General features: G+C 64.4%; 19 protein-coding genes. 10 read left to right on the forward strand and 9 right to left on the reverse strand.

Annotated features, from left to right (window positions below; all coding sequences use genetic code 11):
• Position 1: 1 nt before the first annotated feature.
• Positions 2-742 (reverse strand): MOSC domain-containing protein, encoded by a 741-nt coding sequence (locus tag FJ443_RS03670; protein WP_140662797.1) that lies wholly within the window; start codon positions 740-742, stop codon positions 2-4.
• Between the two features lie 8 nt (positions 743-750).
• Positions 751-2,706, reverse strand: coding sequence for an acetate--CoA ligase (gene acs / locus FJ443_RS03675; protein ID WP_140624947.1), 1,956 nt, complete (start codon positions 2,704-2,706; stop codon positions 751-753).
• Positions 2,707-3,010: 304 nt separating this feature from the next.
• Here acs and FJ443_RS03680 point away from each other — a divergent pair, with 304 nt between their 5' ends.
• Complete coding sequence (locus tag FJ443_RS03680; RefSeq protein ID WP_140492921.1) at positions 3,011-3,283, forward strand: usg protein; 273 nt, start codon at positions 3,011-3,013, stop codon at positions 3,281-3,283.
• 232 nt (positions 3,284-3,515) lie between these two features.
• Here FJ443_RS03680 and FJ443_RS03690 read toward each other — a convergent pair whose 3' ends face one another.
• Positions 3,516-4,550 carry an aldo/keto reductase gene (locus tag FJ443_RS03690; protein ID WP_140624948.1) on the reverse strand — a complete coding sequence of 345 codons (1,035 nt, stop codon included), beginning with the start codon at positions 4,548-4,550 and terminating at the stop codon, positions 3,516-3,518.
• Between the two features lie 57 nt (positions 4,551-4,607).
• Entirely contained in the window at positions 4,608-5,789 is a 1,182-nt protein-coding gene (locus FJ443_RS03695) for an MFS transporter (RefSeq protein WP_140662799.1), read from the reverse strand.
• 124 nt (positions 5,790-5,913) lie between these two features.
• On the opposite strand from FJ443_RS03695, the gene FJ443_RS03700 reads away from it, so the two are divergent.
• On the forward strand, positions 5,914-6,819 hold the full coding sequence (locus FJ443_RS03700; protein ID WP_140662801.1) for a LysR family transcriptional regulator: 906 nt from the start codon (positions 5,914-5,916) through the stop codon (positions 6,817-6,819).
• 154 nt (positions 6,820-6,973) lie between these two features.
• Here FJ443_RS03700 and FJ443_RS03705 read toward each other — a convergent pair whose 3' ends face one another.
• The 3 genes from FJ443_RS03705 to FJ443_RS03715 all read right to left on the reverse strand — a co-directional run bounded on the left by FJ443_RS03705 (position 6,974) and on the right by FJ443_RS03715 (position 9,158).
• Positions 6,974-8,023: an aldo/keto reductase gene (locus tag FJ443_RS03705; protein ID WP_140662804.1), complete on the reverse strand. Its 1,050-nt coding sequence runs from the start codon at positions 8,021-8,023 to the stop codon at positions 6,974-6,976.
• A gap of 117 nt (positions 8,024-8,140) precedes the next feature.
• The gene (locus FJ443_RS03710) at positions 8,141-8,395 is read right to left on the reverse strand and encodes a type II toxin-antitoxin system Phd/YefM family antitoxin (RefSeq protein ID WP_140524994.1); all 255 of its coding nucleotides are present in this window, start codon (positions 8,393-8,395) and stop codon (positions 8,141-8,143) included.
• A gap of 100 nt (positions 8,396-8,495) precedes the next feature.
• Positions 8,496-9,158, reverse strand: a complete 663-nt coding sequence (locus FJ443_RS03715; protein WP_140662807.1) for a YggS family pyridoxal phosphate-dependent enzyme — start codon at positions 9,156-9,158, stop codon at positions 8,496-8,498.
• A gap of 153 nt (positions 9,159-9,311) precedes the next feature.
• On the opposite strand from FJ443_RS03715, the gene leuS reads away from it, so the two are divergent.
• The 3 genes from leuS (at position 9,312) to FJ443_RS03730 (ending at position 15,326) form a co-directional block, all read left to right on the forward strand.
• Entirely contained in the window at positions 9,312-11,936 is a 2,625-nt protein-coding gene (leuS, locus tag FJ443_RS03720; protein ID WP_140662809.1) for a leucine--tRNA ligase, read from the forward strand.
• Complete coding sequence (lptE, locus tag FJ443_RS03725; RefSeq protein WP_140518239.1) at positions 11,923-12,501, forward strand: LPS assembly lipoprotein LptE; 579 nt, start codon at positions 11,923-11,925, stop codon at positions 12,499-12,501. The genes leuS and lptE overlap by 14 nt, the downstream gene beginning before the upstream one ends.
• Positions 12,502-12,764: 263 nt before the next feature.
• Complete coding sequence (locus tag FJ443_RS03730; RefSeq protein ID WP_140662811.1) at positions 12,765-15,326, forward strand: DNA translocase FtsK; 2,562 nt, start codon at positions 12,765-12,767, stop codon at positions 15,324-15,326.
• 73 nt (positions 15,327-15,399) lie between these two features.
• Here FJ443_RS03730 and fsa read toward each other — a convergent pair whose 3' ends face one another.
• A complete protein-coding gene (fsa, locus tag FJ443_RS03735; protein WP_140662813.1) occupies positions 15,400-16,056 on the reverse strand; it encodes a fructose-6-phosphate aldolase in 657 nt (218 codons plus the stop codon).
• 90 nt (positions 16,057-16,146) lie between these two features.
• Between fsa and FJ443_RS03740 the strand changes: the two genes are divergently transcribed.
• On the forward strand, positions 16,147-18,330 hold the full coding sequence (locus FJ443_RS03740; RefSeq protein WP_140649923.1) for a primosomal protein N': 2,184 nt from the start codon (positions 16,147-16,149) through the stop codon (positions 18,328-18,330).
• Between the two features lie 6 nt (positions 18,331-18,336).
• On the opposite strand, the gene FJ443_RS03745 is transcribed toward FJ443_RS03740, so the two are convergent.
• A complete protein-coding gene (locus FJ443_RS03745; RefSeq protein WP_140492958.1) occupies positions 18,337-18,543 on the reverse strand; it encodes a type II toxin-antitoxin system prevent-host-death family antitoxin in 207 nt (68 codons plus the stop codon).
• Between the two features lie 62 nt (positions 18,544-18,605).
• Between FJ443_RS03745 and FJ443_RS03750 the strand changes: the two genes are divergently transcribed.
• The 4 genes from FJ443_RS03750 to atpA all read left to right on the forward strand — a co-directional run bounded on the left by FJ443_RS03750 (position 18,606) and on the right by atpA (position 22,117).
• Positions 18,606-19,301: an aspartate/glutamate racemase family protein gene (locus FJ443_RS03750; RefSeq protein ID WP_140566756.1), complete on the forward strand. Its 696-nt coding sequence runs from the start codon at positions 18,606-18,608 to the stop codon at positions 19,299-19,301.
• 95 nt (positions 19,302-19,396) lie between these two features.
• Positions 19,397-19,792, forward strand: coding sequence for a DUF4345 family protein (locus FJ443_RS03755; protein ID WP_140518245.1), 396 nt, complete (start codon positions 19,397-19,399; stop codon positions 19,790-19,792).
• A 235-nt stretch (positions 19,793-20,027) separates the two neighbouring features.
• The gene (locus FJ443_RS03760; protein ID WP_140492968.1) at positions 20,028-20,588 is read left to right on the forward strand and encodes a F0F1 ATP synthase subunit delta; all 561 of its coding nucleotides are present in this window, start codon (positions 20,028-20,030) and stop codon (positions 20,586-20,588) included.
• Positions 20,588-22,117: a F0F1 ATP synthase subunit alpha gene (gene atpA, locus FJ443_RS03765; RefSeq protein ID WP_140492971.1), complete on the forward strand. Its 1,530-nt coding sequence runs from the start codon at positions 20,588-20,590 to the stop codon at positions 22,115-22,117. The genes FJ443_RS03760 and atpA overlap by 1 nt, the downstream gene beginning before the upstream one ends.
• The last annotated feature ends 12 nt before the right edge of the window (positions 22,118-22,129 follow it).

Genomic DNA, 22,129 nt, shown 5'->3' on the forward strand with positions numbered 1-22,129 from the left:
TTCAGGCGAATCGCATCCCGTCGCCGACCTTGACGCTGGCCGCGCGGTCGACGGTGCAGTAGACGCCGAGATTGTGCGCGTTATGACGCACCAGATTGCGCAGGATCGCCGGGTCGTCGTCGAAACCGTCCTGGGCGATGATGGTGAAGCCGCAGCGGCGGCACGGCTCGGAAATGGTCAACAGCAGGTCGCCGACGGCGAGCTTCCTGCCGATCCATTCGGTTTCGGGGAAAGTGCCTTCGACCGCCGCCATGTCGATGACGATGTTGGGACGGAAGCGGCGTGGGTCGGGAGTGCCTTGCGGATGCAGCGCCTTCAGGCGCGCCAGGGAGGCGGTGGTCAACAGATGGATCGGCGCCTTGCGGTAGCGCGCCTCGGTCAACGGGCCGGTATAGGCCGGCGGGGCGTTCTCCAGGCCGAACGGACGGATCGAGGCCGGAAAGCCTAGATAGTCGGAAACGGCACGATCGCTTTCGGCGCCGGGCGCCGCCAGCCAATCCGCGCCGGGAATCGCGATCTCGAGCCCGCGGTCGCCCGTCAGCCGGGTGCGGATGCGCGGCACCTTGTGCCACTTCGGCTCGCGATCGGGCCGGGCGATCTCATTGTCGGAGGCATCGACCAGGCCGAACATACGGTCGCCCTCGATGCTCTCGGTGCCGACCGCGATCGTCTCCAGGCGTTCGCCGGCGAGCGAACTCGCCGGATAGCGCCAGAGTTCGGCAACGCTGCCTATCGCTGCCATGGCCGGTGTCAGCCTTTCTTGTTCTGGCGGTTGGCGACGAGGTCGTCGACGACGGCCGGATCGGCGAGCGTCGAGGTATCGCCAAGGGCGCCGAAATCGTCCTCGGCAATCTTGCGCAGGATGCGCCGCATGATCTTGCCCGAGCGGGTCTTGGGCAGGCCGGGTGCGAACTGGATCTTGTCGGGCGTGGCAATGGCGCCGATCTCCTTGCGGACATGGGCGAGGAGCTCCTTGCGCAAGTCCTCGCTCGGCGTCTCGCCGGCCATCAGTGTGACGTAGCAGTAGATGCCCTGGCCTTTGATGTCGTGGGGATAACCGACGACGGCGGCTTCCGAAACCTTGTCGTGGCTGACCAAGGCGGATTCGACCTCGGCCGTGCCCATGCGGTGGCCGGAGACGTTGATGACGTCGTCGACGCGGCCGGTGATCCAGTAATAGCCGTCGGCATCGCGGCGGCAGCCGTCGCCGGTGAAGTACTTGCCCTTATAGGTCGAAAAATAGGTCTGCACGAAGCGGTCGTGATCGCCATAGACGGTGCGCATCTGGCCGGGCCAGGACTCGGTGATGCACAGATTGCCGTCGGCGGCTCCTTCAAGCACCTGGCCCTCACCGTCGACCAGTTGCGGCTTGACACCGAAGAAGGGCCGCGTGGCCGAGCCGGCCTTGAGGTCGGTGGCGCCCGGCAGCGGCGTGATCATGATGCCGCCGGTCTCGGTCTGCCACCAGGTGTCGACGATCGGCACCTTGGCGTTGCCGACGACGTTGAAATACCACTCCCATGCCTCCGGATTGATCGGTTCGCCGACCGAGCCCAGCACGCGCAGCGATTTGCGCGACGCCTTTTTCACATGATTGTCGCCGGCGCCCATCAGGGCGCGCAGCGCCGTCGGCGCGGTGTAGAAGATGTTGACCTGGTGCTTATCGATGACTTCCCAGAAGCGCGACTGCGAGGGGTAGTTGGGCACGCCCTCGAACATCAGCGTGGTGGCGCCGTTGGCGAGCGGCCCGTAGACGATGTAGCTGTGGCCGGTGACCCAGCCGACATCGGCGGTGCACCAGTAGATGTCGCCATCATGATAGTCGAAGACATATTGGTGCGTCATCGAGACGTAGACGAGATAACCCGCCGTGGTGTGCAGCACGCCTTTCGGCTTGCCGGTCGAACCCGATGTATAGAGGATGAACAGCGGATCCTCCGCCTTCATCTTCTCCGGCTTGCACTCAGCCTTAACGGTCGCGGCCTCTTCGTGGTACCAGACGTCGCGGCCCGGCGCCCAGCCGATCTTGCCGCCGGTGCGGCGGACCACCACTACCTTTTCGACCCTGGTACCGGCTTTTGCCGCGATCTCGATTGCCTTGTCGGTGTTCTCCTTCAACGGGATCGGCTTGCCGCCGCGCAGGCCCTCGTCAGCGGTGATGACGATGGTTGACTTGCAATCGTCGATGCGGCCGGCGAGCGCGTCGGGCGAAAAGCCGCCGAAGACGACCGAGTGGATGGCGCCGATACGCGTGCAGGCGAGCATCGCATAGGCCGCTTCCGGGATCATGGGCATATAGAGGGTGACGCGGTCGCCCTTCTTGACGCCGTGCTTCTTCAGCACGTTGGCGAAGCGGCAGACATGCGCATAGAGCTCATTGTAGGTGATCTTGCGGTCGTCGTAGGGGTTGTCGCCTTCCCAGATGATGGCGGTCTGGTTGCCGCGCTTCTTCAGGTGGCGGTCGATGCAGTTGTAGGAGACGTTGGTCTGGCCGTCCTCGAACCATTTGATTGAGACCTTGCCGTCGAAGGAGGCGTTGCTGACCTTGGAGAAGGGTTTGAACCAGTCGATGCGCTTGCCGTGCTTGCCCCAGAACCTGTCCGGATTCTTCACGCTGTCGGCGTACCATTTGAGATAGGTGTCGTTGTCGATCAGCGCATTCTTCTTCCAGGCCGGCTGAACGCGGTGGACATGAACCTCGGACATTTCCTGCTTTTCCTCCCGAAACTAACGCCGGCTTGAACCGCCAGCGGGATCGCGCCGACGCGGCCGCGAATTCGCGCGCATTATTAACAGTTCCGCGATGACGGCAACATTAGACGTTGGGTTTGCGCGGCGGGATGCCGCACATGGGTCCGCGGCTGCTGTCAGCACTTGCACCGGACCGCTGCTAACTTCATGTTTTCGCGTGCTAAAGCCGGTTTCGATCAAGAAAAAATCAATAGACGGTTAAGCAACCGCGCGCACAATCCATTGTTGGGAGGAAGGAGAATCAACCCGGGGAGCAAAAATGCGCGACCAGCTTGAAATGGACCTGATGCTGCGGGGCTATGGCCTGACTACGGCCAATATCCTTTATCATTTCCCAGACCATCCGCATCTGTTGCAGAGCTTCATATGGCAGGACTACGACATCGCGCCGAAGTTTCCGGTGCTGATCCGCTTCATCGAGTTCTGGAAGACCAAGCTCGAGGGGCCGCTGCATTCGGTCAGCTACACGCACCAGAAGCTCATCGCGCCCAACGAGTGGCGCAAGGTCGACGGCGAATTCGTGCTGCATTAGGGGCCGCTGCTTCGAGGCCGTAAGGTCGGCACTCTACGGCGCCCCCCTCTGTCCTGCCGGACATCTCCCCCACGAGGGGGGAGATCGGCAGCTTTGCTAACAGCGCCATCCCTTCACGTTGGAAATTGGCGAAAGCCGAGGTGACATCCAATCTCCCCCCGTGGGGGAGATGTCCGGCAGGACAGAGGCGGGCGCTGCCCCGCTAACCTTCGGCTCTAGCGGTCGGACACGCTCAAACCGCCGGCGGGCTCAGCCGGGCAAAGCCCTCCTGGCGGCGGTAGGGAAAATAAGGGTAGGGCGCGGTGACCTCGCTTGCCGCATCGAGCTTCCCGATCTGCTCCGGCGTCAACGTCCAGCCGACGGCGCCGAGGTTCTGGCGCAACTGCTCCTCGTTGCGGGCGCCGATGATGACGGACGACACGGTCGGGCGCTGCAACAGCCAGTTGATGGCGATCTGCGGCACGGTCCTGCCGGTCTCCTGCGCCACCGCATCGAGGGCCTCCATGACCCGGTAGAGATGCTCGTCCTCGACCGGCGGTCCGAAGCTCGCGGTGTCGTGCAGCCGGCTCTTTTCCGGCACGGGCTGGCCGCGACGGATCTTGCCGGTCAGGCGGCCCCAGCCGAGCGGACTCCAGACCAGCGCGCCGACGCCCTGATCGAGGCCGAGCGGCATCAACTCCCATTCATAGTCGCGGCCGACCAGCGAATAGTAGACCTGATGCGCGACATAGCGCGGATAGCCGTGCCTGTCGGCCAGCCCGAGCGACTTCATCACCTGCCAGCCGGAGAAATTGGAGACGCCGACATAGCGCAATTTGCCGGCGCGCACGAGGCCGTCCAGCGTCGACAGCACCTCCTCGATCGGCGTGCCGGCATCGAAGGCATGCAACTGCAACAGGTCGATGTAATCGGTGCCGAGCCGCTTCAGCGCGGCGTCGACGGCCTTGATCAGCCGCGAACGCGAGGAACCATAGTCGGCCGGCCCGTCGCCCATCGGCAGCGAGGTCTTGGTCGAGATCAGCACGGCATCGCGCCGGCCCTTGATCGCCTCGCCGAGCACCTCTTCCGAGGCGCCGTTCGAATAGACATCGGCGGTGTCGAACAGATTGACGCCGGCCTCGAGGCAGATGTCGACCAGCCGCCGCGCTTCCCTGGCGTCGCTGTTGCCCCACGCGCCGAACAGCGGGCCGGAACCGCCGAAGGTTCCCGCTCCGAACGAGAGCACCGGCACTTTCAGGCCCGATGCGCCAAGATTTCGATAGTCCATTTTCTTACTCCTTGTGATTTTGAAAGAAGTCGAATCGATCCGGCTTGCCGGCGAGCTTCACGACCGGACGCAGACGGGCGCGCCGAGCGCGGTGCCGCGATCGAGACGCAGGGCCAGTCCCGCCACGGCGAGTGCCGCGACCGGCAGCAGCGCGGCGACCCAGGTGAGCGAACCCAGGCCAAGACCTTGGGCAATGACCGCGCCGCCGAGCCAAGCGCCGGCGGCGTTGCCGAGGTTGAAGGCGGCGATGTTGAAGGACGAGGCGAGGCTCTGGCCAGCACCTTGGGCCTTTTCCAGCACCCACATCTGCAAAGGCGCCACGGTGGCGAAGGCGGCGGCGCCCAGCAGGCCGACATAGATCACGGCCAACACCTGGCTGTGGATAGCAAAGCTCATGGTCGCCAGAACCAGGGCGAGCACCACGAGGCTGCCGAGCACCGCCGGCACCAGCCAGCGGTCGGCGATCTTGCCGCCGGCGATATTGCCGGCGATGAGGCCGCCGCCGAAGACGAGCAGGATCGGCGAAACGGCCGCTTCCTTGAAGCCGCTGATCTCGGTCAGCAACGGGGCGATATAGGTGAAGACGGCGAAGACGCCGGCATAGCCGAGAACAGTGGTGGCGAAGCCGAGCAGGACGGGCGTGCGGCGCAGCACGGCGAGATCGGCGCGCAGGTCGCTCTTCTCGGGAGCTGTCCGGCTGCGCGGCACCAGTGCCAGGATGACGGCAAAGGCCGCGAGACCGACCGCGGTCACCGCCCAGAAGGTGGCGCGCCAGCCGAAAGCCTGGCCCAGCCAGGTGCCGAAGGGAACGCCGAGAATGTTGGCGATGGTCAGGCCGGTGAACATGAGCGCGATCGCCGACGCCTTCTTGTTGGGAGCGACCAATTCGGTGGCGACCACCGAGCCGACGCCGAAGAAGGTGCCATGGGCAAAGGCGGTGATGACGCGCGCGCCCATCAACGTCCAATAATCAGGCGCCAGCGCACAGGCCAGATTGCCAATGGTGAAGATCGCCATCAGCGCCAGAAGCACCGTCTTGCGCGGCCAGTTGCCGGTGGCGATCGTCAGCAGAGGTGCTCCGATGACGACGCCCAGCGCATAGCCGGAAATCAGTTGGCCGGCGGCCGAGATCGAGACGCCGAGATCTTTGCTGACGTCGATGAGCAGGCCCATGATGACGAATTCGGTGACGCCGATGCCGAAGGCGCCGGCGGCGAGAGCATAGAGAGCGAGAGGCATGATGTTTCCACTTCGGCGGTGACGGGCGCCCTGTCCAGGCTGCGCCCCGACCGGGAAGATCGTGGGGCCATGCGATGTGAACCAGACTTGCTCCAGGCATACTTTCTGTGAAATAGATTCACAGATGGCGAGATCCGACATCAACCGTTCCGGCGAGATCGAAGTGTTTGTGCGCGTCGTCGAGGCGGGCAGCTTTTCGGCGGCGGCACGTGCCTTGCGCATGACCCCGTCCGCGGTGAGCAAATTGATCGCGCGGCTGGAGGCCAGGCTCGGCGCGCGGCTGGTCACCCGCTCGACGCGCAAGCTGCAACTGACGCCGGAAGGCACTGCTTTCTACGACAGCGGCATGCGCATCCTCGCCGACATGGACGCGGCCGAGCGCGAGGCGGCCGCCGGGGCGGCGCCGCGCGGCCGGTTGAGGGTCAACAGCTACGTGCCGTTCGGCCACCACCGGCTGATGTCGCTGCTGCCTCGGTTTCTGGAGCGTTATCCCGAGATTTCCGTCGACGCCGTGCTGACAGACAGCGTGATCGACCTTCTGGAGGAGCGCGCCGATGTGGCGATACGCGCCGGGCCCTTGCGCGAGTCACGGCTGGTAGCGCGCAAACTGGGGCAGAGCCGGATGGTGCTGGTCGCGGCACCCTCCTATGTCGACGCGCGTGGGACGCCGCGCACGCTGGCCGATCTCGGGCGTCACAATATGCTGGCCTTCGGCTTTGCGCGGCATATAGACGGCTGGCCTTTTGTCGATGCGGCAGGTGCGCCGGTCATCGTCCCGGTTGTCGGAAACGCAACGCTGACCGACGGCGAGGCGATGCGGCGGATGGCGCTGGCGGGAGGCGGAATCGCTCGGCTGGCGCGCTGGCATGTCCAGCCGGACATCGACGCCGGGGCATTCGTCCCGTTGCTGGAGGAATTCAACCCAGGCGACGAGGAGGCCACCCATGCCGTCTATGTCGGCCAGGGCAAGCATCTGCCTGCGCGGGTGCGGGCTTTTCTCGATTTTCTCTCGGAGGCCGTTCGCCTCTAGAGCAGTTCACCGTTTCATGGAAACGGCGAACCGCTCTAACTCTTTGTTTTGACGCAATTCTGGACAGAAAACCGCCCACACTTTTCTTGGAATTGCTCTAACTGAGAAGCCGCGTACCTAAGGCACGCGGCTTCGAAGCAGGCTAGAAAAGCGATCAGGCCTTCGGCACGAACGGCGCCGGACGCCGGCCGGCGGCCTGCCGCTCCAGCATCCAGCCGGGATATTCGGCCGGCAGCGCGCTCACCTCGTCCAGTCTGGCGAGATCATCGGTATCAAGTTTGAGGTTCGTGGCGGCAAGGTTCTGTTCGAGCTGATCCATGCGGCTGGCGCCGATGATCACGCTCATCACGAAGGGCTTGGCCAGGACATAGCCGAGTGCCACGGTAGCGACGCTGACGTCATGCTTTTTGGCGATCTCGCGCATGACCGCGACCGCCGCCCAGGCGCGGTCCTCGTTGACCGGTGGGAAGTTGAAGGAGGCGCGGCGGCCCTCGCCATTGCCGGGCGCACCAGGGCCGTATTTGCCGGACAGCAGGCCGCCGGCCATTGGCGACCAGACCATCAGGCCGAGCTTCTCATCGTTGATCAGCGGTACGATCTCGCGCTCGAGATCGCGACCGGCGATCGAGTAATAGGACTGGATGGTCTCGAAACGGGCAAAGCCCTTGCGGTCGGCGACGCCGAGCGCCTTGGCGATGCGCCAGGCCTGCCAGTTGGAGACGCCGACATAGCGGACCTTGCCGCTGGCAACGAGATCGTCCAGTGCCCGCAGCGTTTCGTCGATCGGCGTCACCGCGTCGGTTCCGTGCAGCTGATAGAGATCGATGTGATCGAGCTGCAGCCGCTCGAGGCTGGCATCGACCGAATCCATGATGTGGCCGCGCGAGGAGCCGCGCTGGTTCGGGCCCTCGCCCATGGCGCCGTGAACCTTGGTGGCGATGACCACGCTCGACCTGTCAACGCCGAGATCCCTGAGCGACTGGCCAAGCAGGCGCTCGGATTCGCCGAAGGAATAGACATCGGCCGTGTCGAAGAAATTGACCCCGGCGGCGAGCGAGCGGCCGACGATCTCGTTGACGCCTTTCTGGTCGAGGCTGGCGATCAGGCCCCATTGGGCATTCTGGCCGGCGGCGCCGAAGGTCATGGTGCCGAGGCAGAGTTCGGAGACGAACAGGCCGGTATTTCCAAGCTGGTTGTAACGCATGGCGAAGGCTCCAAAGATTTGTGATGACACAGATCAAATAGGAACGGTACGTTTCGTTTCCAGCGCTGGCGTAATCAGCCGGTAGAACTGGACCATCTTGCCGGTGACAGAAACTTGTCAGAGATGGACCGCTCGGATCATTGTGTTCGGGCGGCGATTGACCTCCTCGACAAACTCGTCATCCCAGACGGGGCCGGAGAGAAGATATTGCGCAAGGGAGGGCTTTGCGCCAACCCACCGTTCGTAGTCCTCAACCGCTAGCACCACGGCAGATGGCTGCCCTCGCACCGTAATGGTTTGCGGCCCTTTTTCGCGCGACTGTCTTACCAGCTTCGAGAGGTTGTTTCTTGCGTCCCGCAGCTGCCAGCTCAAGAAGACTACTCCTCGCTTAACTCGCAAGATGTGTTCAGTCCGTCTGTGTATCATGGGCTTAGAACTCACAGACGACAGGGCCAACCCAGGGCGGACGGCTTTATCGACTGCCGAAGATCGCCGAACCGACCCTGACACTGGTGGCGCCGAAGGCGATGGCCGTCTCGTAATCGCCGGACATGCCCATCGACAGTTTGGCGACGCCTGCCTCCCGCGCCAATTTTTCCAGCAGGGCGAAATGCGGGCCAGGGTTCTCGTCCGCCGGCGGAATGCACATCAGGCCTTCGATGGCGAGGCCGTGGACATCGCGGCAGCGGGCGACGAAGGTCACGGCCTCGCGCGGCTCGATGCCGGCCTTCTGCGGCTCGGAGCCGGTGTTGACCTGGACGTAGAGTTTCGGTGCCCGGCCTTGCCGGGCGATCTCCTTGGCGAGTTCGGCGGAAATCTTCTCACGATCGACCGTCTCGATGACGTCGAACAGCGCCACGGCTTCCCTGGCTTTGTTCGATTGCAGCGGTCCGATCAGATGCAGTTCGACATCGGGGAAAGCCTCTTTCAGCGCCGGCCACTTGCCCTGCGCTTCCTGCACCCGGTTCTCGCCGAAGACGCGCTGGCCGGCCTCGATGACGGGCCTGATGTCGGCGGCGTCAAAGGTCTTGGAAACGGCGACCAGCGTCACCGCGCCAGCGTCGCGCCGGGCTTCGCGCTCGGCGGCGGCGATCTTCGCCTTGACCGCTAAAACCTGCTGAACGGCGTCGCCCATGTCCAAATCCCGCTGTTTTGACCGCGTTTTTTCCAGACGCGATACCCATATGGTTGACGGGTTTGCCAAACCATGGTGAACACCCGGACCACATCCAATGGACTGCCGAGCTGTCGCCCGCAGTCCGCATGCTTTTTAAGTGAAAAACGTCCCATGGCAACCGAACGATACAATCCGCGCGCGTCAGAGCCCAAATGGCAGAAGGCCTGGGCCGACAGGAAGCTGTTCGAGGCGCACAACGATGATCCGCGCCCGAAATACTACGTGCTGGAGATGTTCCCCTATCCATCGGGACGCATCCATATCGGGCATACGCGCAACTATACGATGGGCGATGTCGTGGCGCGCTACAAGCGGGCCAAGGGTTTCAACGTGCTGCATCCGATGGGCTGGGACGCCTTCGGCATGCCGGCCGAGAACGCGGCGATGCAGAACAAGGTCCATCCCAAGGAATGGACCTACCAGAACATCGCCACCATGCGCGAGCAGCTCAAGGTCATGGGCCTGTCGCTGGACTGGGCGCGCGAATTCGCGACCTGCGATGTCGACTACTACCACCGCCAGCAGATGCTGTTCCTCGACTTTGTCGAGAAGGGCCTGGTGACGCGCAAATCCTCGAAGGTCAATTGGGATCCGGAGGACATGACGGTGCTCGCCAACGAGCAGGTCATCGACGGGCGCGGCTGGCGCTCGGGCGCGCTGGTCGAACAACGCGAGCTGACGCAATGGTTCTTCAGGATAACCGACTTTGCGCAGGATCTCCTGGATTCGCTCGATCGCCTCGACGAATGGCCCGAGAAGGTCAAGCTGATGCAGCACAATTGGATCGGCCGTTCGGAAGGCCTGCTGGTCCGCTGGCCGCTGGCGGCTCCCGTCGCCGGCGAGCAGGAGCTGGAAGTCTATACGACGAGGCCCGACACCATCTTCGGCGCCTCCTTCATGGCGGTCGCCGCCGACCATCCGCTGGCCAGGAAGGCCGCCGAGACCAATCCGGCGCTGGCGAGCTTTATTGACGAAGTCCGCCATATGGGCACTTCGGTGGCGGCGCTGGAGACGGCCGAGAAGAAGGGCTTCGACACCGGCATCCGCGTCGTGCATCCGTTCGACGAGAACTGGACGCTGCCGGTCTACGTCGCCAATTTCGTGCTGATGGACTACGGCACCGGCGCCATCTTCGGCTGCCCGTCCGGCGACCAGCGCGACCTCGATTTCGCCAACAAATACGGCCTGCCGGTGATCCCGGTGGTGATGCCGGAAGGTGCTGATCCCAAGACCTTCCAGGTCATCGACGAAGCCTATGTCGACGACGGCGTGATGATCAATTCGCGCTTCCTCGATGGCATGAAGCCAGAGCGGGCGTTCGACGAGGTGGCGAAGCTGCTGGAGCAGAAGACGATCGGCAACCGGCCGATGGCCGAGCGCAAGGTCAACTTCCGCCTGCGCGACTGGGGCATTTCGCGCCAGCGCTACTGGGGCTGTCCGATCCCGATGATCCATTGCGAGGATTGCGGCGTGGTGCCGGTGCCGAAGGCAGACCTGCCGGTGAAGCTGCCCGACGATGTCGAGTTCGACCGCCCAGGCAACCCGCTGGACCGCCACCCGACCTGGCGGCATGTCAAATGCCCGCAATGCGGCAAGGATGCGCGGCGCGAAACCGACACGATGGACACGTTCGTCGATTCGTCCTGGTATTTCGCCCGCTTCACCGCGCCCTGGGCGAATGAGCCGACCGACCCGAAGGCGGCGAACGAGTGGCTGGCCGTCGACCAGTATATCGGCGGCATCGAGCACGCGATCCTGCATCTGCTCTATTCGCGCTTCTTCACCCGGGCCATGCGCGAGACCGGCCATCTCGACCTGGCCGAGCCGTTCAAGGGCCTGTTCACGCAAGGCATGGTGGTGCACGAGACCTATCGCGTGGGATCGGCATCGAACGGGCGCTGGCTGGCGCCGACCGAGGTGCGGCTGGAGGACGTCGACGGCAAGCGCCGCGCCGTCGAGATCGCCACGGGCGAGACGGCGGAGATCGGCTCCCTGGAAAAGATGTCGAAGTCGAAGAAGAACACGGTCAGCCCGGAAGACATCACCGACGGCTACGGCGCCGACACCGCGCGCTGGTTCATGCTGTCGGATTCGCCGCCCGAACGCGACGTCGAATGGACCGACGATGGCGCCGCCGGCGCGCATCGCTTCATGCAGCGCATCTGGCGCCTGGTCTCGACCGCGGCCGAATCGCTGGCCGGCATCGCACCCATAGCGGGCGGTGGCGGTGAAGCCGGGGCGGTTTCCAAGGCCACGCACAAGATCCTGAAAGCGGTCGGCGAAGACATCGAGAAACTCGCATTCAACCGCGCCATCGCCCGCATCTACGAACTCGCCAACGTGCTGACCACGCCGCTCAATGAGGTGGCCGAAGGCAAGGCCGATACCGCGCTCAAAGGCGCCTGCCGGGAGGCCGTGGAGGTGCTCGTGCACCTGATCGCGCCGATCATGCCGCATCTGGCCGAGGAATGCTGGGAGGCGCTCGGCGGTGCCGATCTGGTTGCAGAACGGCCGTGGCCGATCTTCGACCCGGCGCTGGTCGTCGACAATGAGGTCACCTACCCGGTCCAGGTCAACGGCAAGAAGCGCGGGGATTTGACAATTGCCCGCGACGCGGACCAAGGTGCGGTCGAAAAAGCCGTGCTCGCTCTCGACTTCGTGCAGAAGGCGCTCGAAGGCAAGGCTCCGCGCAAGGTGATCATCGTGCCGCAGAGGATCGTCAATGTCGTTGCCTGATCGGGAAAAGACAGAGCTGAGCCGTTTGCTGCGCCGTGCCGCGCTTGCCGGCCTTGTCGGCTCGCTTGCGCTCGTTTCGGCCTGCCAGGTGCGGCCGCTCTACTCGAGCGCGCCGCTGTCGACCGGCTCGAGCGCCAATGCCGAACTGGCGTCGATCGCCATCAAACCGGTCAGGACGCGTTACGGCCAGCAGGTGCGCAACAATTTGATCTTCGGATTTGGGCGCGGCGCCGGCGAACCGGCATCGCCGGCCTACTCGCTCGACCTCGGCGTGACCGAAGCCGTTGAATCCTCGGCGCTCGTGCAGGTCGGAACCGACCAGGACGAGCCGACCGCCGGTTCGGTGACGCTGACCGCCGGCTACAGGCTGACCGATGCCAAAACCGGGGCGGTGATCGCGACCGGCAAGCGGGCGATCACTTCGTCCTTCGACAGGCCGCGCCAGGAATTCGCCGCGTACCGGGCACAGATCGATGCCGAGAACCGCGCCGCGCGCGAGCTTGCCAACGCGCTGCAACTGTCCATCGCCCAGGATCTCGCACGGCACGGCAAGACGGCCGGTTAGCGCCGCTCTCCGTTTCATGGTGGCATAACAATCTGGTGCCTGAAGGCCGCCTTTGCCACGGCTCCGGAGCCGGTTCTCCGTTCGCCTTTAGCCGAAGCACGCGGGTGTGTTGACGATCGTGGGATGACGATCGGCCGCACGGGTCCGATCGTCCGACACCGCTGTGAAAGTCACGCTTCGCCGCTCTTGGGGGGCCGACGGGAAGCAACTGTTAACCACTCGCTCTCTATTGCTCAGCAGACATTTCAGCGTGAGTCTTGAGCATGGAATCCAAGCGTTTTCCTCGGGTCAGTTCATTGAAGGCAGCGTCGCCCGATGACCCCGGGGTGAAGCGTTTCACGGGTGTGGACAACAAGGCGGACAGCCAGCGGGCAAGAGCAGCAGGAGCCGGCCCTTCCCCATCCCCTGTCGATCTCGGCGGCAACGAAAGCCCTGCCTGGCAAGACTATTTCTTCCTGGCGCCCAATGTGCGGTTTACGCGCACGCCGGACTATGAAGCCAGCACGCGCCGTCCGCGGGACGAGGCGATTGCCGTCGAGCAAAGCGAATCACCAGCACCGCAGGCACCTGGCCAATCCACCGCGGCTGGGACGTCTTCATCGGCGCCGATACCAAGCCGAAACCTTTCTTCGGGCGCCGCCAGGCCGCCCGTCGGCAACAGAGCGGTGGTGCAACCGGCCCCGGCCCCCGTTCCGTCAGGGCATGCCGGCGAAAAGGCGCGGGCCGCCGCTACGCCTGCGGGCCACAGGATGACTGCGGCGGCGCGGGCGTCCGCACCGGCAGCGTCCGCCCAAGCAGCGACAGCCCCGGTCAAGACGACGGCGCGCGAAAATGTGCGCTGGCCCTATCTGTCGGATCACGTCTTTTTCGAGGTCATGGCGCCCTATTTGGTCGAAGGCCCGTCACCCGCGCCTCGGGCCGTTTCGGTTGCACGCACGACCGCGCCTGTGGTCACCGAGCGGATCGACAACCGCCCCGCGCCAACGGCCGATCCGACCGCGTTGTTCCGTGTCATCGAATGCCTTCCCGGGTCGCCAGCTCCGTCCGCCGTGCCGGATGTCCGTCCGGCCAACTCCAACCAGGCCGCGGTTCAGCCGGCGGCGAACCGCGTGCCGCAGCAAGCCCGGGCTCCGGCCGCAATTCCCGCCGTCGCAAGCAATGCCGTTCCGGCACTGGTCACGCAAAGTTTGGAGCAAGCCGTACCGGCTCCGGCTGCGTGCGCATCGTCGCGAGCGCCACTGGTCGGCAGGATCGTGCCGACCGCGACGGGCGAGACGTACGAACTCCCCTCAGAAGAATTGTTGCAGCAGCCGCCGGAGGGACAAGGCTTCTACATGTCGCAGGAGCGGCTCGAGCAGAATGCCGATCTTCTGGAAAGCGTGCTCGAGGATTTCGGCGTGCGCGGCGAGATCATCCATGTTCGCCCCGGTCCGGTCGTCACTCTCTATGAATTCGAGCCGGCGCCGGGCGTCAAATCCTCCCGCGTCATCGGTCTCGCCGACGACATCGCCCGCTCCATGTCGGCGATCTCGGCGCGCGTCGCCGTCGTGCCGGGCCGCAACGTCATCGGCATCGAGCTTCCGAACGAGGCGCGCGAAACCGTCTATTTCCGCGAGCTGATCGAATCGGAGGGCTTCCGCAAGACCGGCTGCAAGCTGGCGCTCTGCCTCGGCAAGACGATCGGCGGTGAGCCTGTCATCGCCGAACTGGCAAAGATGCCCCACTTGCTCGTTGCCGGCACCACCGGTTCCGGCAAGTCGGTTGCCATCAACACGATGATCCTGTCGCTGCTCTACCGGCTGAAGCCGGAGGAATGCCGGCTGATCATGGTCGATCCCAAGATGCTCGAACTCTCCGTCTATGACGGCATCCCGCATCTTCTGACCCCGGTCGTCACCGATCCAAAAAAGGCCGTTACCGCGCTCAAATGGGCGGTGCGCGAGATGGAGGACCGCTATCGCAAGATGGCGCGGCTCGGCGTGCGCAATATCGACGGCTACAATCAGCGCGCCGCCGCTGCCCGCGAAAACGGCGAGACGGTCGTCATGACCGTGCAGGCGGGCTTCGAAAAAGGCACCGGCGAGCCGCTCTTCGAGCAGCAGGAAATCGACCTCGCGCCAATGCCTTACATCGTCGTCATCGTCGACGAGATGGCCGACCTGATGATGGTCGCCGGCAAGGAGATCGAAGGCGCCATCCAGCGCCTGGCGCAGATGGCGCGCGCGGCCGGCATCCACCTGATCATGGCGACGCAGCGCCCCTCGGTCGATGTCATCACGGGCACGATCAAGGCCAATTTCCCGACCCGGATTTCCTTCCAGGTCACTTCCAAGATCGACAGCCGCACCATCCTTGGCGAGCAGGGCGCCGAGCAGCTGCTGGGTCAGGGCGACATGCTGCATATGATGGGCGGCGGGCGCATCGCCCGCGTGCACGGCCCGTTTGTCTCCGACGTGGAGGTCGAGCATGTCGTGGCGCATCTGAAGGCGCAGGGTCGCCCCGAATACCTGGAAACCGTGACGGCCGACGAGGATGAAGAGGAAGACGAAGGCGATGAGGGCGCGGTCTTCGACAAGGGCGCCGTTGCGGCGGAGGACGGCGATACCAGCTATGACGAGGCGGTCAAGGTGGTGTTGCGCGACAAGAAGTGCTCGACGTCCTACATTCAGCGCCGCCTCGGCATCGGCTATAACCGCGCCGCGTCCCTGGTCGAGCGCATGGAGAAGGAGGGTCTGGTCGGTGCACCAAACCATGTCGGCAAGCGCGAGATCATCATGGGCCGGCGCCCGCCGGTAACCGCAGCTGAGGATGACGGCACGGACTGACCGGCCTCTTGATCCGCAGCGCACGAAAAAAGGCCGGTTGCCCGGCCTTTTTTCGTGTCGGATATAAGCTCGCTCAGCCGATTTTCTGGCCGGTCTTGGCCCAGTCGGCGAGGAAGGCGGCAAGACCCTTGTCGGTCAGCGGGTGGTTGACCAGCGCCTTCAGTGTCGCGGGCGGCGCGGTGACGATATCGGCGCCGATGAGCGCCGCCTGCTTGACGTGGTTCACGGTGCGCACGGAAGCCGTCAGGATCTCGGTCTGGAAATCGTAATTGTCGTAGATCTGACGGATCTCCTGGATCGCTTCCATGCCGTCCGAGCCGGTATCGTCGATGCGGCCGACGAAGGGCGAGATGAAGGAGGCGCCTGCCTTGGCGGCGAGCAGCGCCTGGTTGGCCGAGAAGCAGAGCGTGACATTGACCATGCGGTTCATCTGGGTGCGGATCGTCTTGCAGGCCTTCAATCCATCCAGCGTCAACGGCACCTTGATGGCGACATTCGGCGCGATCTTGGCCAGCACCTCGGCCTCCGCCATCATCTGCTTGTATTCGGTGGCTACGACCTCGGCCGAAACCGGACCTTCGACGATGTCGCAGATTTGCTTGGTGACCTCGGAGATCTTGCCGCCCGATTTGAGAATCAGCGACGGGTTGGTGGTGACGCCGTCGAGCAGCCCCAGATCAATCAGTTCGCGGATTTCCTTGATGTCGGCGGTGTCGGCAAAAAATTTCATGGCGGTCTCCTGACGATTTCGTCGTGCTTGGGAAGGCGCGTTCAGCGTTGCCCTTTGATCTAGAGCAAAGTCGGGGCAAGGTCACGCCTCATGATCGAAGATTCGCCCTTTGTCGCAGCCGCACCGGTGCTGGTGCCGATGCCGGCCGAACGCCCCTACACCTATGCCGTGCCCGCCGGCATGCGGGTGGTGCCGGGCTCGATCGTACGCGTGCCGCTCGGGCCTCGCCAGGTCGCCGGCATCGTCTGGGACGGCGCGGTCGAGACGGTAGACGCGAAAAAGCTGCGCCCGATCGAACAGGTCTTCGATTGCCCGCCGATCGATCGGGCGATGCGCCGTTTCGTCGACTGGGTGGCGCAGTATACGCTGTCGGCGCCGGGCATGGTGGCGCGCATGCTGCTGAGGGCGCCGGAGGCCTTCGATCCGGAACCGTGGATCGAGGGATTGCAGCGAACCGCGGCCGTTCCGGACCGGATGACGGATGCGCGGGCCCGCGTGCTGGAGACGGCCGAGGGCGGACTGGCCTGGACGCGATCCGGCCTTGCCCATGCGGCCGGCGTGTCGTCGACGGTAATCGAGGGGCTGAAGGCGCAAGGCGTGTTCGAAACGGTGATGATCCCGCCGCGGCCCGTGGTGGCGGAGCCTGACCCAGCCTACGCCGCGCCGGAATTGATGCCCGACCAGAACGAAGCCGCACGGCTGCTGCGCGCCAATGTCGCGGGCGGCGGCTTCAACGTCGCACTGCTCGACGGCGTCACCGGTTCGGGCAAGACGGAGGTTTATTTCGAGGCGGTGGCGGCGGCACTGGACCGCGCCAAGCAGGTGCTGATCCTGCTGCCCGAAATCGCATTGACCCACGCTTTCCTCGAACGTTTTCAGCAGCGTTTTGGCGCCAAGCCCGCCGAATGGCACTCCGACCTGCCGCCGAGGATGCGCGAACGCGTCTGGCGGCAGGTGGCGGAAGGCGGCGTGCGGGTTGTGGCCGGCGCGCGCTCGGCGCTGTTCCTGCCGTTCAAGGAGCTTGGCCTGATCGTCGTCGACGAGGAGCACGACCCCGCCTACAAGCAGGAAGACCGCGTCTTCTACAATGCCCGCGACATGGCTGTCGTGCGCGGCCATATAGGTGGCTTCCCCGTGGTGCTGGCATCGGCGACGCCATCGGTCGAGAGTCGCGTCAATGCCAGCCAGGGCCGCTACGCCAGGGCGGTGCTGTCCGCCCGCTTCGCCGAGGCGGCACTTCCCGATCTGAAAGCGATCGACATGCGCCGCGCGCCGCCGGCGCGCGGCGGCTTCCTGTCGCCGGTGCTGCTCGACCACATGCGCCGGACGATGGAGAAGAGGGAACAATCGCTCTTGTTCCTCAACCGGCGCGGCTATGCGCCGCTGACGCTGTGCCGCGTCTGCGGCCATCGCTTTGGTTGCCCGGTCTGCTCGGCCTGGCTCGTCGAGCACCGCTTTCGCGGCCAACTGGTCTGCCACCATTGCGGGCACAATGAGCGCCGTCCGGAAGCCTGTCCGGAATGCGGCACGCTCGATCATCTGGTCGCCTGCGGGCCGGGCGTCGAGCGCATCGCCGAGGAAGTCGTCACGCATTTCCCGAATGCGCGCACCATCGTTTTGTCGTCGGATCTGATGGGCGGCGTGCGGCGGCTGCGGCTGGAGCTGGAAGCCATCGCCAATGGCGAGGCCGATATCGTCATCGGCACGCAACTCGTCGCCAAGGGCCACAATTTCCCGAACATGACCTTGGTTGGTGTCGTCGATGCCGATCTCGGCCTTGCCAATGGCGATCCGCGCGCCGCCGAGCGCACCTTCCAGCTGCTTAGCCAGGTGACCGGCCGCGCCGGGCGCACCGGCAAGAAGAGCCTCGGCCTGTTGCAGACCTTCCAGCCCGACCATCCGGTGATGCGGGCGATCGTCTCCGGCGATGCCGACGCGTTCTACGAGCGCGAGATTTCCGAGCGCGAGCGGGCGGCTCTGCCACCCTTCGGCCGGCTGGCCGGCGTCATCGTCAGCGCGGTGACGCGGGCGGAAGCCGAGGGCCATGCACGCGGCCTGCGCCGTGCCGCGCCCGAGGCATCCGACCTGTTCGTGCTCGGGCCGGCCGAAGCGCCGCTGTCGCTGCTCGGCGGCCGTCACCGTTTCCGCCTGCTGATCCAGGGCGAGCGCCGCGCCGACATGCAAAGGTTTATCCGGACCATGCTCGCCAACGGGCCGAAGCAGCGCGGCTCGGTCCGGGTGCAGGTCGACATTGATCCGCAGAGCTTTTTGTAAGGTCGCTCAGCGTTCGCGCGGATTGCTGGTCGTGTCCTTCAGTTCGGGACGTTGCCTAAACTCTTCAGGATAGAGTCGACGGGCGTCCTCGATCGATATCACTATGGCCACGGGGCGTCCCCGCTTGGTGATTGTTGTCGGGCTGCCTTTGCTGGCTTCAGCGACCACGGCGCACAGTTCGCTGCGTGCTTTGCTGCTGGATTTTGTTTTCATCGAGTAGCCCTTAACATCGCCTTGGACTGTATCATAAGTCGCTGCAAGGAAAGGAAACCGTTTTGAAAACCCTTGGCCTTCTGGGCGGCATGAGCTGGGAATCGACGGCGATCTATTATCGCCTGCTCAACGATCTCGTGAGGCAGCGTCTCGGCGGGCTGCATTCGGCGAAATTGCTGCTGTGGTCCTTCGACTTCGCCGAGATCGCCGAGCTGCAGCATCACGGGGACTGGGACGGCGCCGGCGCGCTTCTGGTCGATGCCGCGCGCAAGCTCGAGTCAGCTGGCGCGGAAGGCCTGCTTTTGTGTACCAACACCATGCACAAGCTCGCCGACCAGGTGCAGGCCTCGGTGTCGATCCCGCTGACCCACATCGCCGACGCCACCGCAGCCGCGGTCAAGGCGGCCGGCATGCGGCGCCCGGCGCTGCTCGCAACGCGGTTCACCATGGAGCAGGATTTCTACAAGCGCCGGCTTGCCGACAAATATGGATTGCAGCCGATCGTGCCGGACCAGGCAGGACGCGACATGGTCCATCGCATCATCTATGACGAGCTCTGCCAGGGCATCGTCACCGAGCCATCGAAAACCGCCTATATCGCCGAGATCAACCGCCTGCGGCGCGATGAAAATGTCGACTGCGTGATCATGGGCTGCACCGAAATCACGATGTTGATCGGCCAGCAGGATTTCGACATTCCGGTCTTCGACACGACGCGCATCCATGCTGAAGCGGCGGTCGCCTTCGCGCTCTCCTGATGCGTTTGGCCTAAAGTGCTGGCCGCCATCTGGCGCGCGGCTTTTCCTCCGCTAGAATGCCCGCGATTTCAGAGCGGCATTTACGAGGGGACACTATGGATTTTGCGTTTCCATGGCCGGTGAGCCAGGGCGAATGGCTGGCCTGGTCGAGCGCCGTCGTCACGGTGCTGCTCGGCCTGGTGCTTTTCCTGGCGCCGGGGCTTGCCTTCCGCATTCTGCGCTTGCAGGTCAAGCCGGAGAAGGCGGCGGCGATCGCCGAAGGGCGCGGCCGCATGTCGGGCTTCTATCTCGGCGTCGGCCTGTGCTGCATCCTGCTGGCGCAGCCGCTGATCTACATGGCGCTCGGCTTCTCCTGGCTGTTCACCGCCTTCGGCCGGTTGCTGTCGATGATGTCGGATGGCGCCAACACGCCCTTCAACTGGGTTTCCATCGTCGTGGAACTGGCGCTGGCGGCGTTGCCGCTTGCCTTTGCCTTCGGCTTCCTGCCCTGAATCCGCAGGCAATCCAGGGACTTCGTCCCCGGATGCGACAATAGTGCCTGAAAACCATGCGGAACGACGCATTGCGGTCTTAAAAGGCCTGTGCTAGACGGCAATCGACTTTCGGCCGGGGATAGCGGAAGCCGCGCCTCCGTGCTTGAAAAAATGCAGTAAGGTCAAAGATTTAGCCAGAGTTTTCGCTCGCGCCAACAATCTGCGGCCTGTCAGACAAGAGAAAAGACGGTCCGTGGCCCAATCGTCATCGCCAATCTCAGGTGTCGCAGAACGCTATGCGGGTTCGCTGTTCGAACTGGCATCGCAGGCGAATTCCGTCGCCAAGGTCGAAGCCGACCTCAACAGTTTCGAGGCGATGCTCGCGGGCAGCGCCGACTTGACCCGGCTGATCAACAGCCCGGTGTTCTCCAGCGAGGACCAGGCCAAGGCCATCGCGGCGATCGCCGACAAGGCCGGGATCACCGGCCTGACCGGCAATTTCCTGCGCGTCGTCGCCAAGAACCGCCGGCTGTTCGCCGTGCCCGGCATGATCAGGGCATTCCGCCAGATCGCCGCCGAACATCGTGGCGAGACGACCGCCGAGGTAACGTCGGCTCACCAATTGAGCGCTGCCCAGCAGACTGAACTCAAGGCGGCGCTGAAGAGCGTTGCCGGCAAGGACGTTTCCATCTCCGTCACCGTCGATCCGTCGCTGCTCGGCGGGCTGGTGGTCAGGATGGGCTCGCGCCAGATCGATACGTCGCTCAAAACCAAACTCAATTCGCTCAAGCTTGCACTGAAAGAGGTCGGCTGATGGACATCCGCGCCGCGGAAATTTCCGCAATTCTGAAAGACCAGATCAAGAATTTCGGCAAGGAGGCCGAGGTCTCCGAAGTTGGACAGGTGCTGTCCGTCGGTGACGGTATCGCCCGCGTCTACGGCCTCGACAATGTCCAGGCCGGCGAGATGGTCGAATTCCCCGGCGGCATCCGCGGCATGGCGCTCAATCTCGAAGCCGACAATGTCGGCGTCGTCATTTTCGGCGCCGACCGCGACATCAAGGAAGGCGACACCGTCAAGCGCACCGGCGCGATCGTCGACGTTCCGGTCGGTCCCGGCCTGCTCGGCCGCGTCGTCGACGCGCTCGGCAACCCGATCGACGGCAAGGGCCCGATCAAGGCGACCGAACGCAAGCGCGTCGACGTCAAGGCGCCCGGCATCATTCCGCGCAAGTCGGTGCATGAGCCGATGTCGACGGGCCTCAAGGCCATCGACGCGCTGATCCCGGTCGGCCGCGGCCAGCGCGAGCTGGTCATCGGCGATCGCCAGACCGGCAAGACCGCCATCATCCTCGACACGATGCTCAACCAGAAGTCGGTGCACGACAACGGCCCCGAGAAGGAAAAGCTCTACTGCGTCTACGTCGCCGTCGGCCAGAAGCGCTCGACCGTGGCGCAGTTCGTCAAGGTGCTGGAAGAGCGCGGCGCGCTCGAATATTCGATCATCGTCGCCGCCACCGCTTCCGATCCGGCGCCGATGCAGTTCCTGGCGCCGTTCGCCGGCTGCACCATGGGCGAGTATTTCCGCGACAACGGCATGCATGCGCTGATCAGCTACGACGATCTGTCGAAGCAGGCCGTCGCCTATCGCCAGATGTCGCTGCTCTTGCGCCGCCCGCCGGGCCGCGAAGCCTATCCGGGCGACGTCTTCTACCTGCACTCGCGCCTGCTCGAGCGCGCCGCCAAGCTCAATGACGACATGGGCAACGGTTCGCTGACGGCGCTGCCGGTCATCGAAACCCAGGCCAACGACGTGTCGGCCTATATCCCGACCAACGTGATCTCGATCACCGACGGCCAGATCTTCCTCGAAACCAACCTGTTCTTCCAGGGCATCCGTCCAGCCGTCAATGTCGGCCTGTCGGTGTCGCGCGTCGGCTCCTCGGCGCAGATCAAGGCGATGAAGCAGGTCGCCGGCTCGATCAAGGGCGAGCTCGCGCAGTACCGCGAAATGGCGGCCTTCGCGCAGTTCGGCTCGGATCTCGATGCCGCCACGCAGCGCCTGCTCAACCGCGGTTCGCGCCTGACCGAGCTCCTGAAGCAGCCGCAGTTCTCGCCGCTGAAGACGGAAGAGCAGGTCGCGGTGATCTTCGCCGGCGTCAACGGCTATCTCGACAAGCTGCCGGTCAACCAGGTCGGCAAGTTCGAGCATGGTCTGCTCAGCCACATGCGTTCGGCCGGCAAGGACGTCCTCGACGCCATCCGCAAGGAAAAGGCGCTGTCGGACGATCTGCGCGGCAAGCTGAAGGCCGAGATCGACGCTTTCGCCAAGACCTTCGCCTGAGCGAAGCGCCAG

The organism is Mesorhizobium sp. B2-6-1, assembly GCF_006440475.1.
GTDB lineage: Bacteria > Pseudomonadota > Alphaproteobacteria > Rhizobiales > Rhizobiaceae > Mesorhizobium.

Bases quoted from the DNA above. Each gene is read 5' to 3' on its own strand.
- atpA (WP_140492971.1), top strand. From the start codon at position 20,588: ATGGACATCCGCGCCGCGGAAATTTCCGCAATTCTGAAAGACCAGATC.
- lptE (WP_140518239.1), top strand. From the start codon at position 11,923: ATGTCGTTGCCTGATCGGGAAAAGACAGAGCTGAGCCGTTTGCTGCGC.
- FJ443_RS03730 (WP_140662811.1), top strand. From the start codon at position 12,765: ATGGAATCCAAGCGTTTTCCTCGGGTCAGTTCATTGAAGGCAGCGTCG.
- FJ443_RS03740 (WP_140649923.1), top strand. From the start codon at position 16,147: ATGATCGAAGATTCGCCCTTTGTCGCAGCCGCACCGGTGCTGGTGCCG.
- FJ443_RS03705 (WP_140662804.1), bottom strand. From the start codon at position 8,023: ATGCGTTACAACCAGCTTGGAAATACCGGCCTGTTCGTCTCCGAACTC.
- FJ443_RS03700 (WP_140662801.1), top strand. From the start codon at position 5,914: ATGGCGAGATCCGACATCAACCGTTCCGGCGAGATCGAAGTGTTTGTG.
- FJ443_RS03745 (WP_140492958.1), bottom strand. From the start codon at position 18,543: ATGAAAACAAAATCCAGCAGCAAAGCACGCAGCGAACTGTGCGCCGTG.
- FJ443_RS03680 (WP_140492921.1), top strand. From the start codon at position 3,011: ATGCGCGACCAGCTTGAAATGGACCTGATGCTGCGGGGCTATGGCCTG.
- FJ443_RS03715 (WP_140662807.1), bottom strand. From the start codon at position 9,158: ATGGGCGACGCCGTTCAGCAGGTTTTAGCGGTCAAGGCGAAGATCGCC.
- FJ443_RS03755 (WP_140518245.1), top strand. From the start codon at position 19,397: ATGGATTTTGCGTTTCCATGGCCGGTGAGCCAGGGCGAATGGCTGGCC.
- FJ443_RS03670 (WP_140662797.1), bottom strand. From the start codon at position 742: ATGGCAGCGATAGGCAGCGTTGCCGAACTCTGGCGCTATCCGGCGAGT.
- fsa (WP_140662813.1), bottom strand. From the start codon at position 16,056: ATGAAATTTTTTGCCGACACCGCCGACATCAAGGAAATCCGCGAACTG.
- FJ443_RS03690 (WP_140624948.1), bottom strand. From the start codon at position 4,550: ATGGACTATCGAAATCTTGGCGCATCGGGCCTGAAAGTGCCGGTGCTC.
- leuS (WP_140662809.1), top strand. From the start codon at position 9,312: ATGGCAACCGAACGATACAATCCGCGCGCGTCAGAGCCCAAATGGCAG.
- FJ443_RS03695 (WP_140662799.1), bottom strand. From the start codon at position 5,789: ATGCCTCTCGCTCTCTATGCTCTCGCCGCCGGCGCCTTCGGCATCGGC.
- acs (WP_140624947.1), bottom strand. From the start codon at position 2,706: ATGTCCGAGGTTCATGTCCACCGCGTTCAGCCGGCCTGGAAGAAGAAT.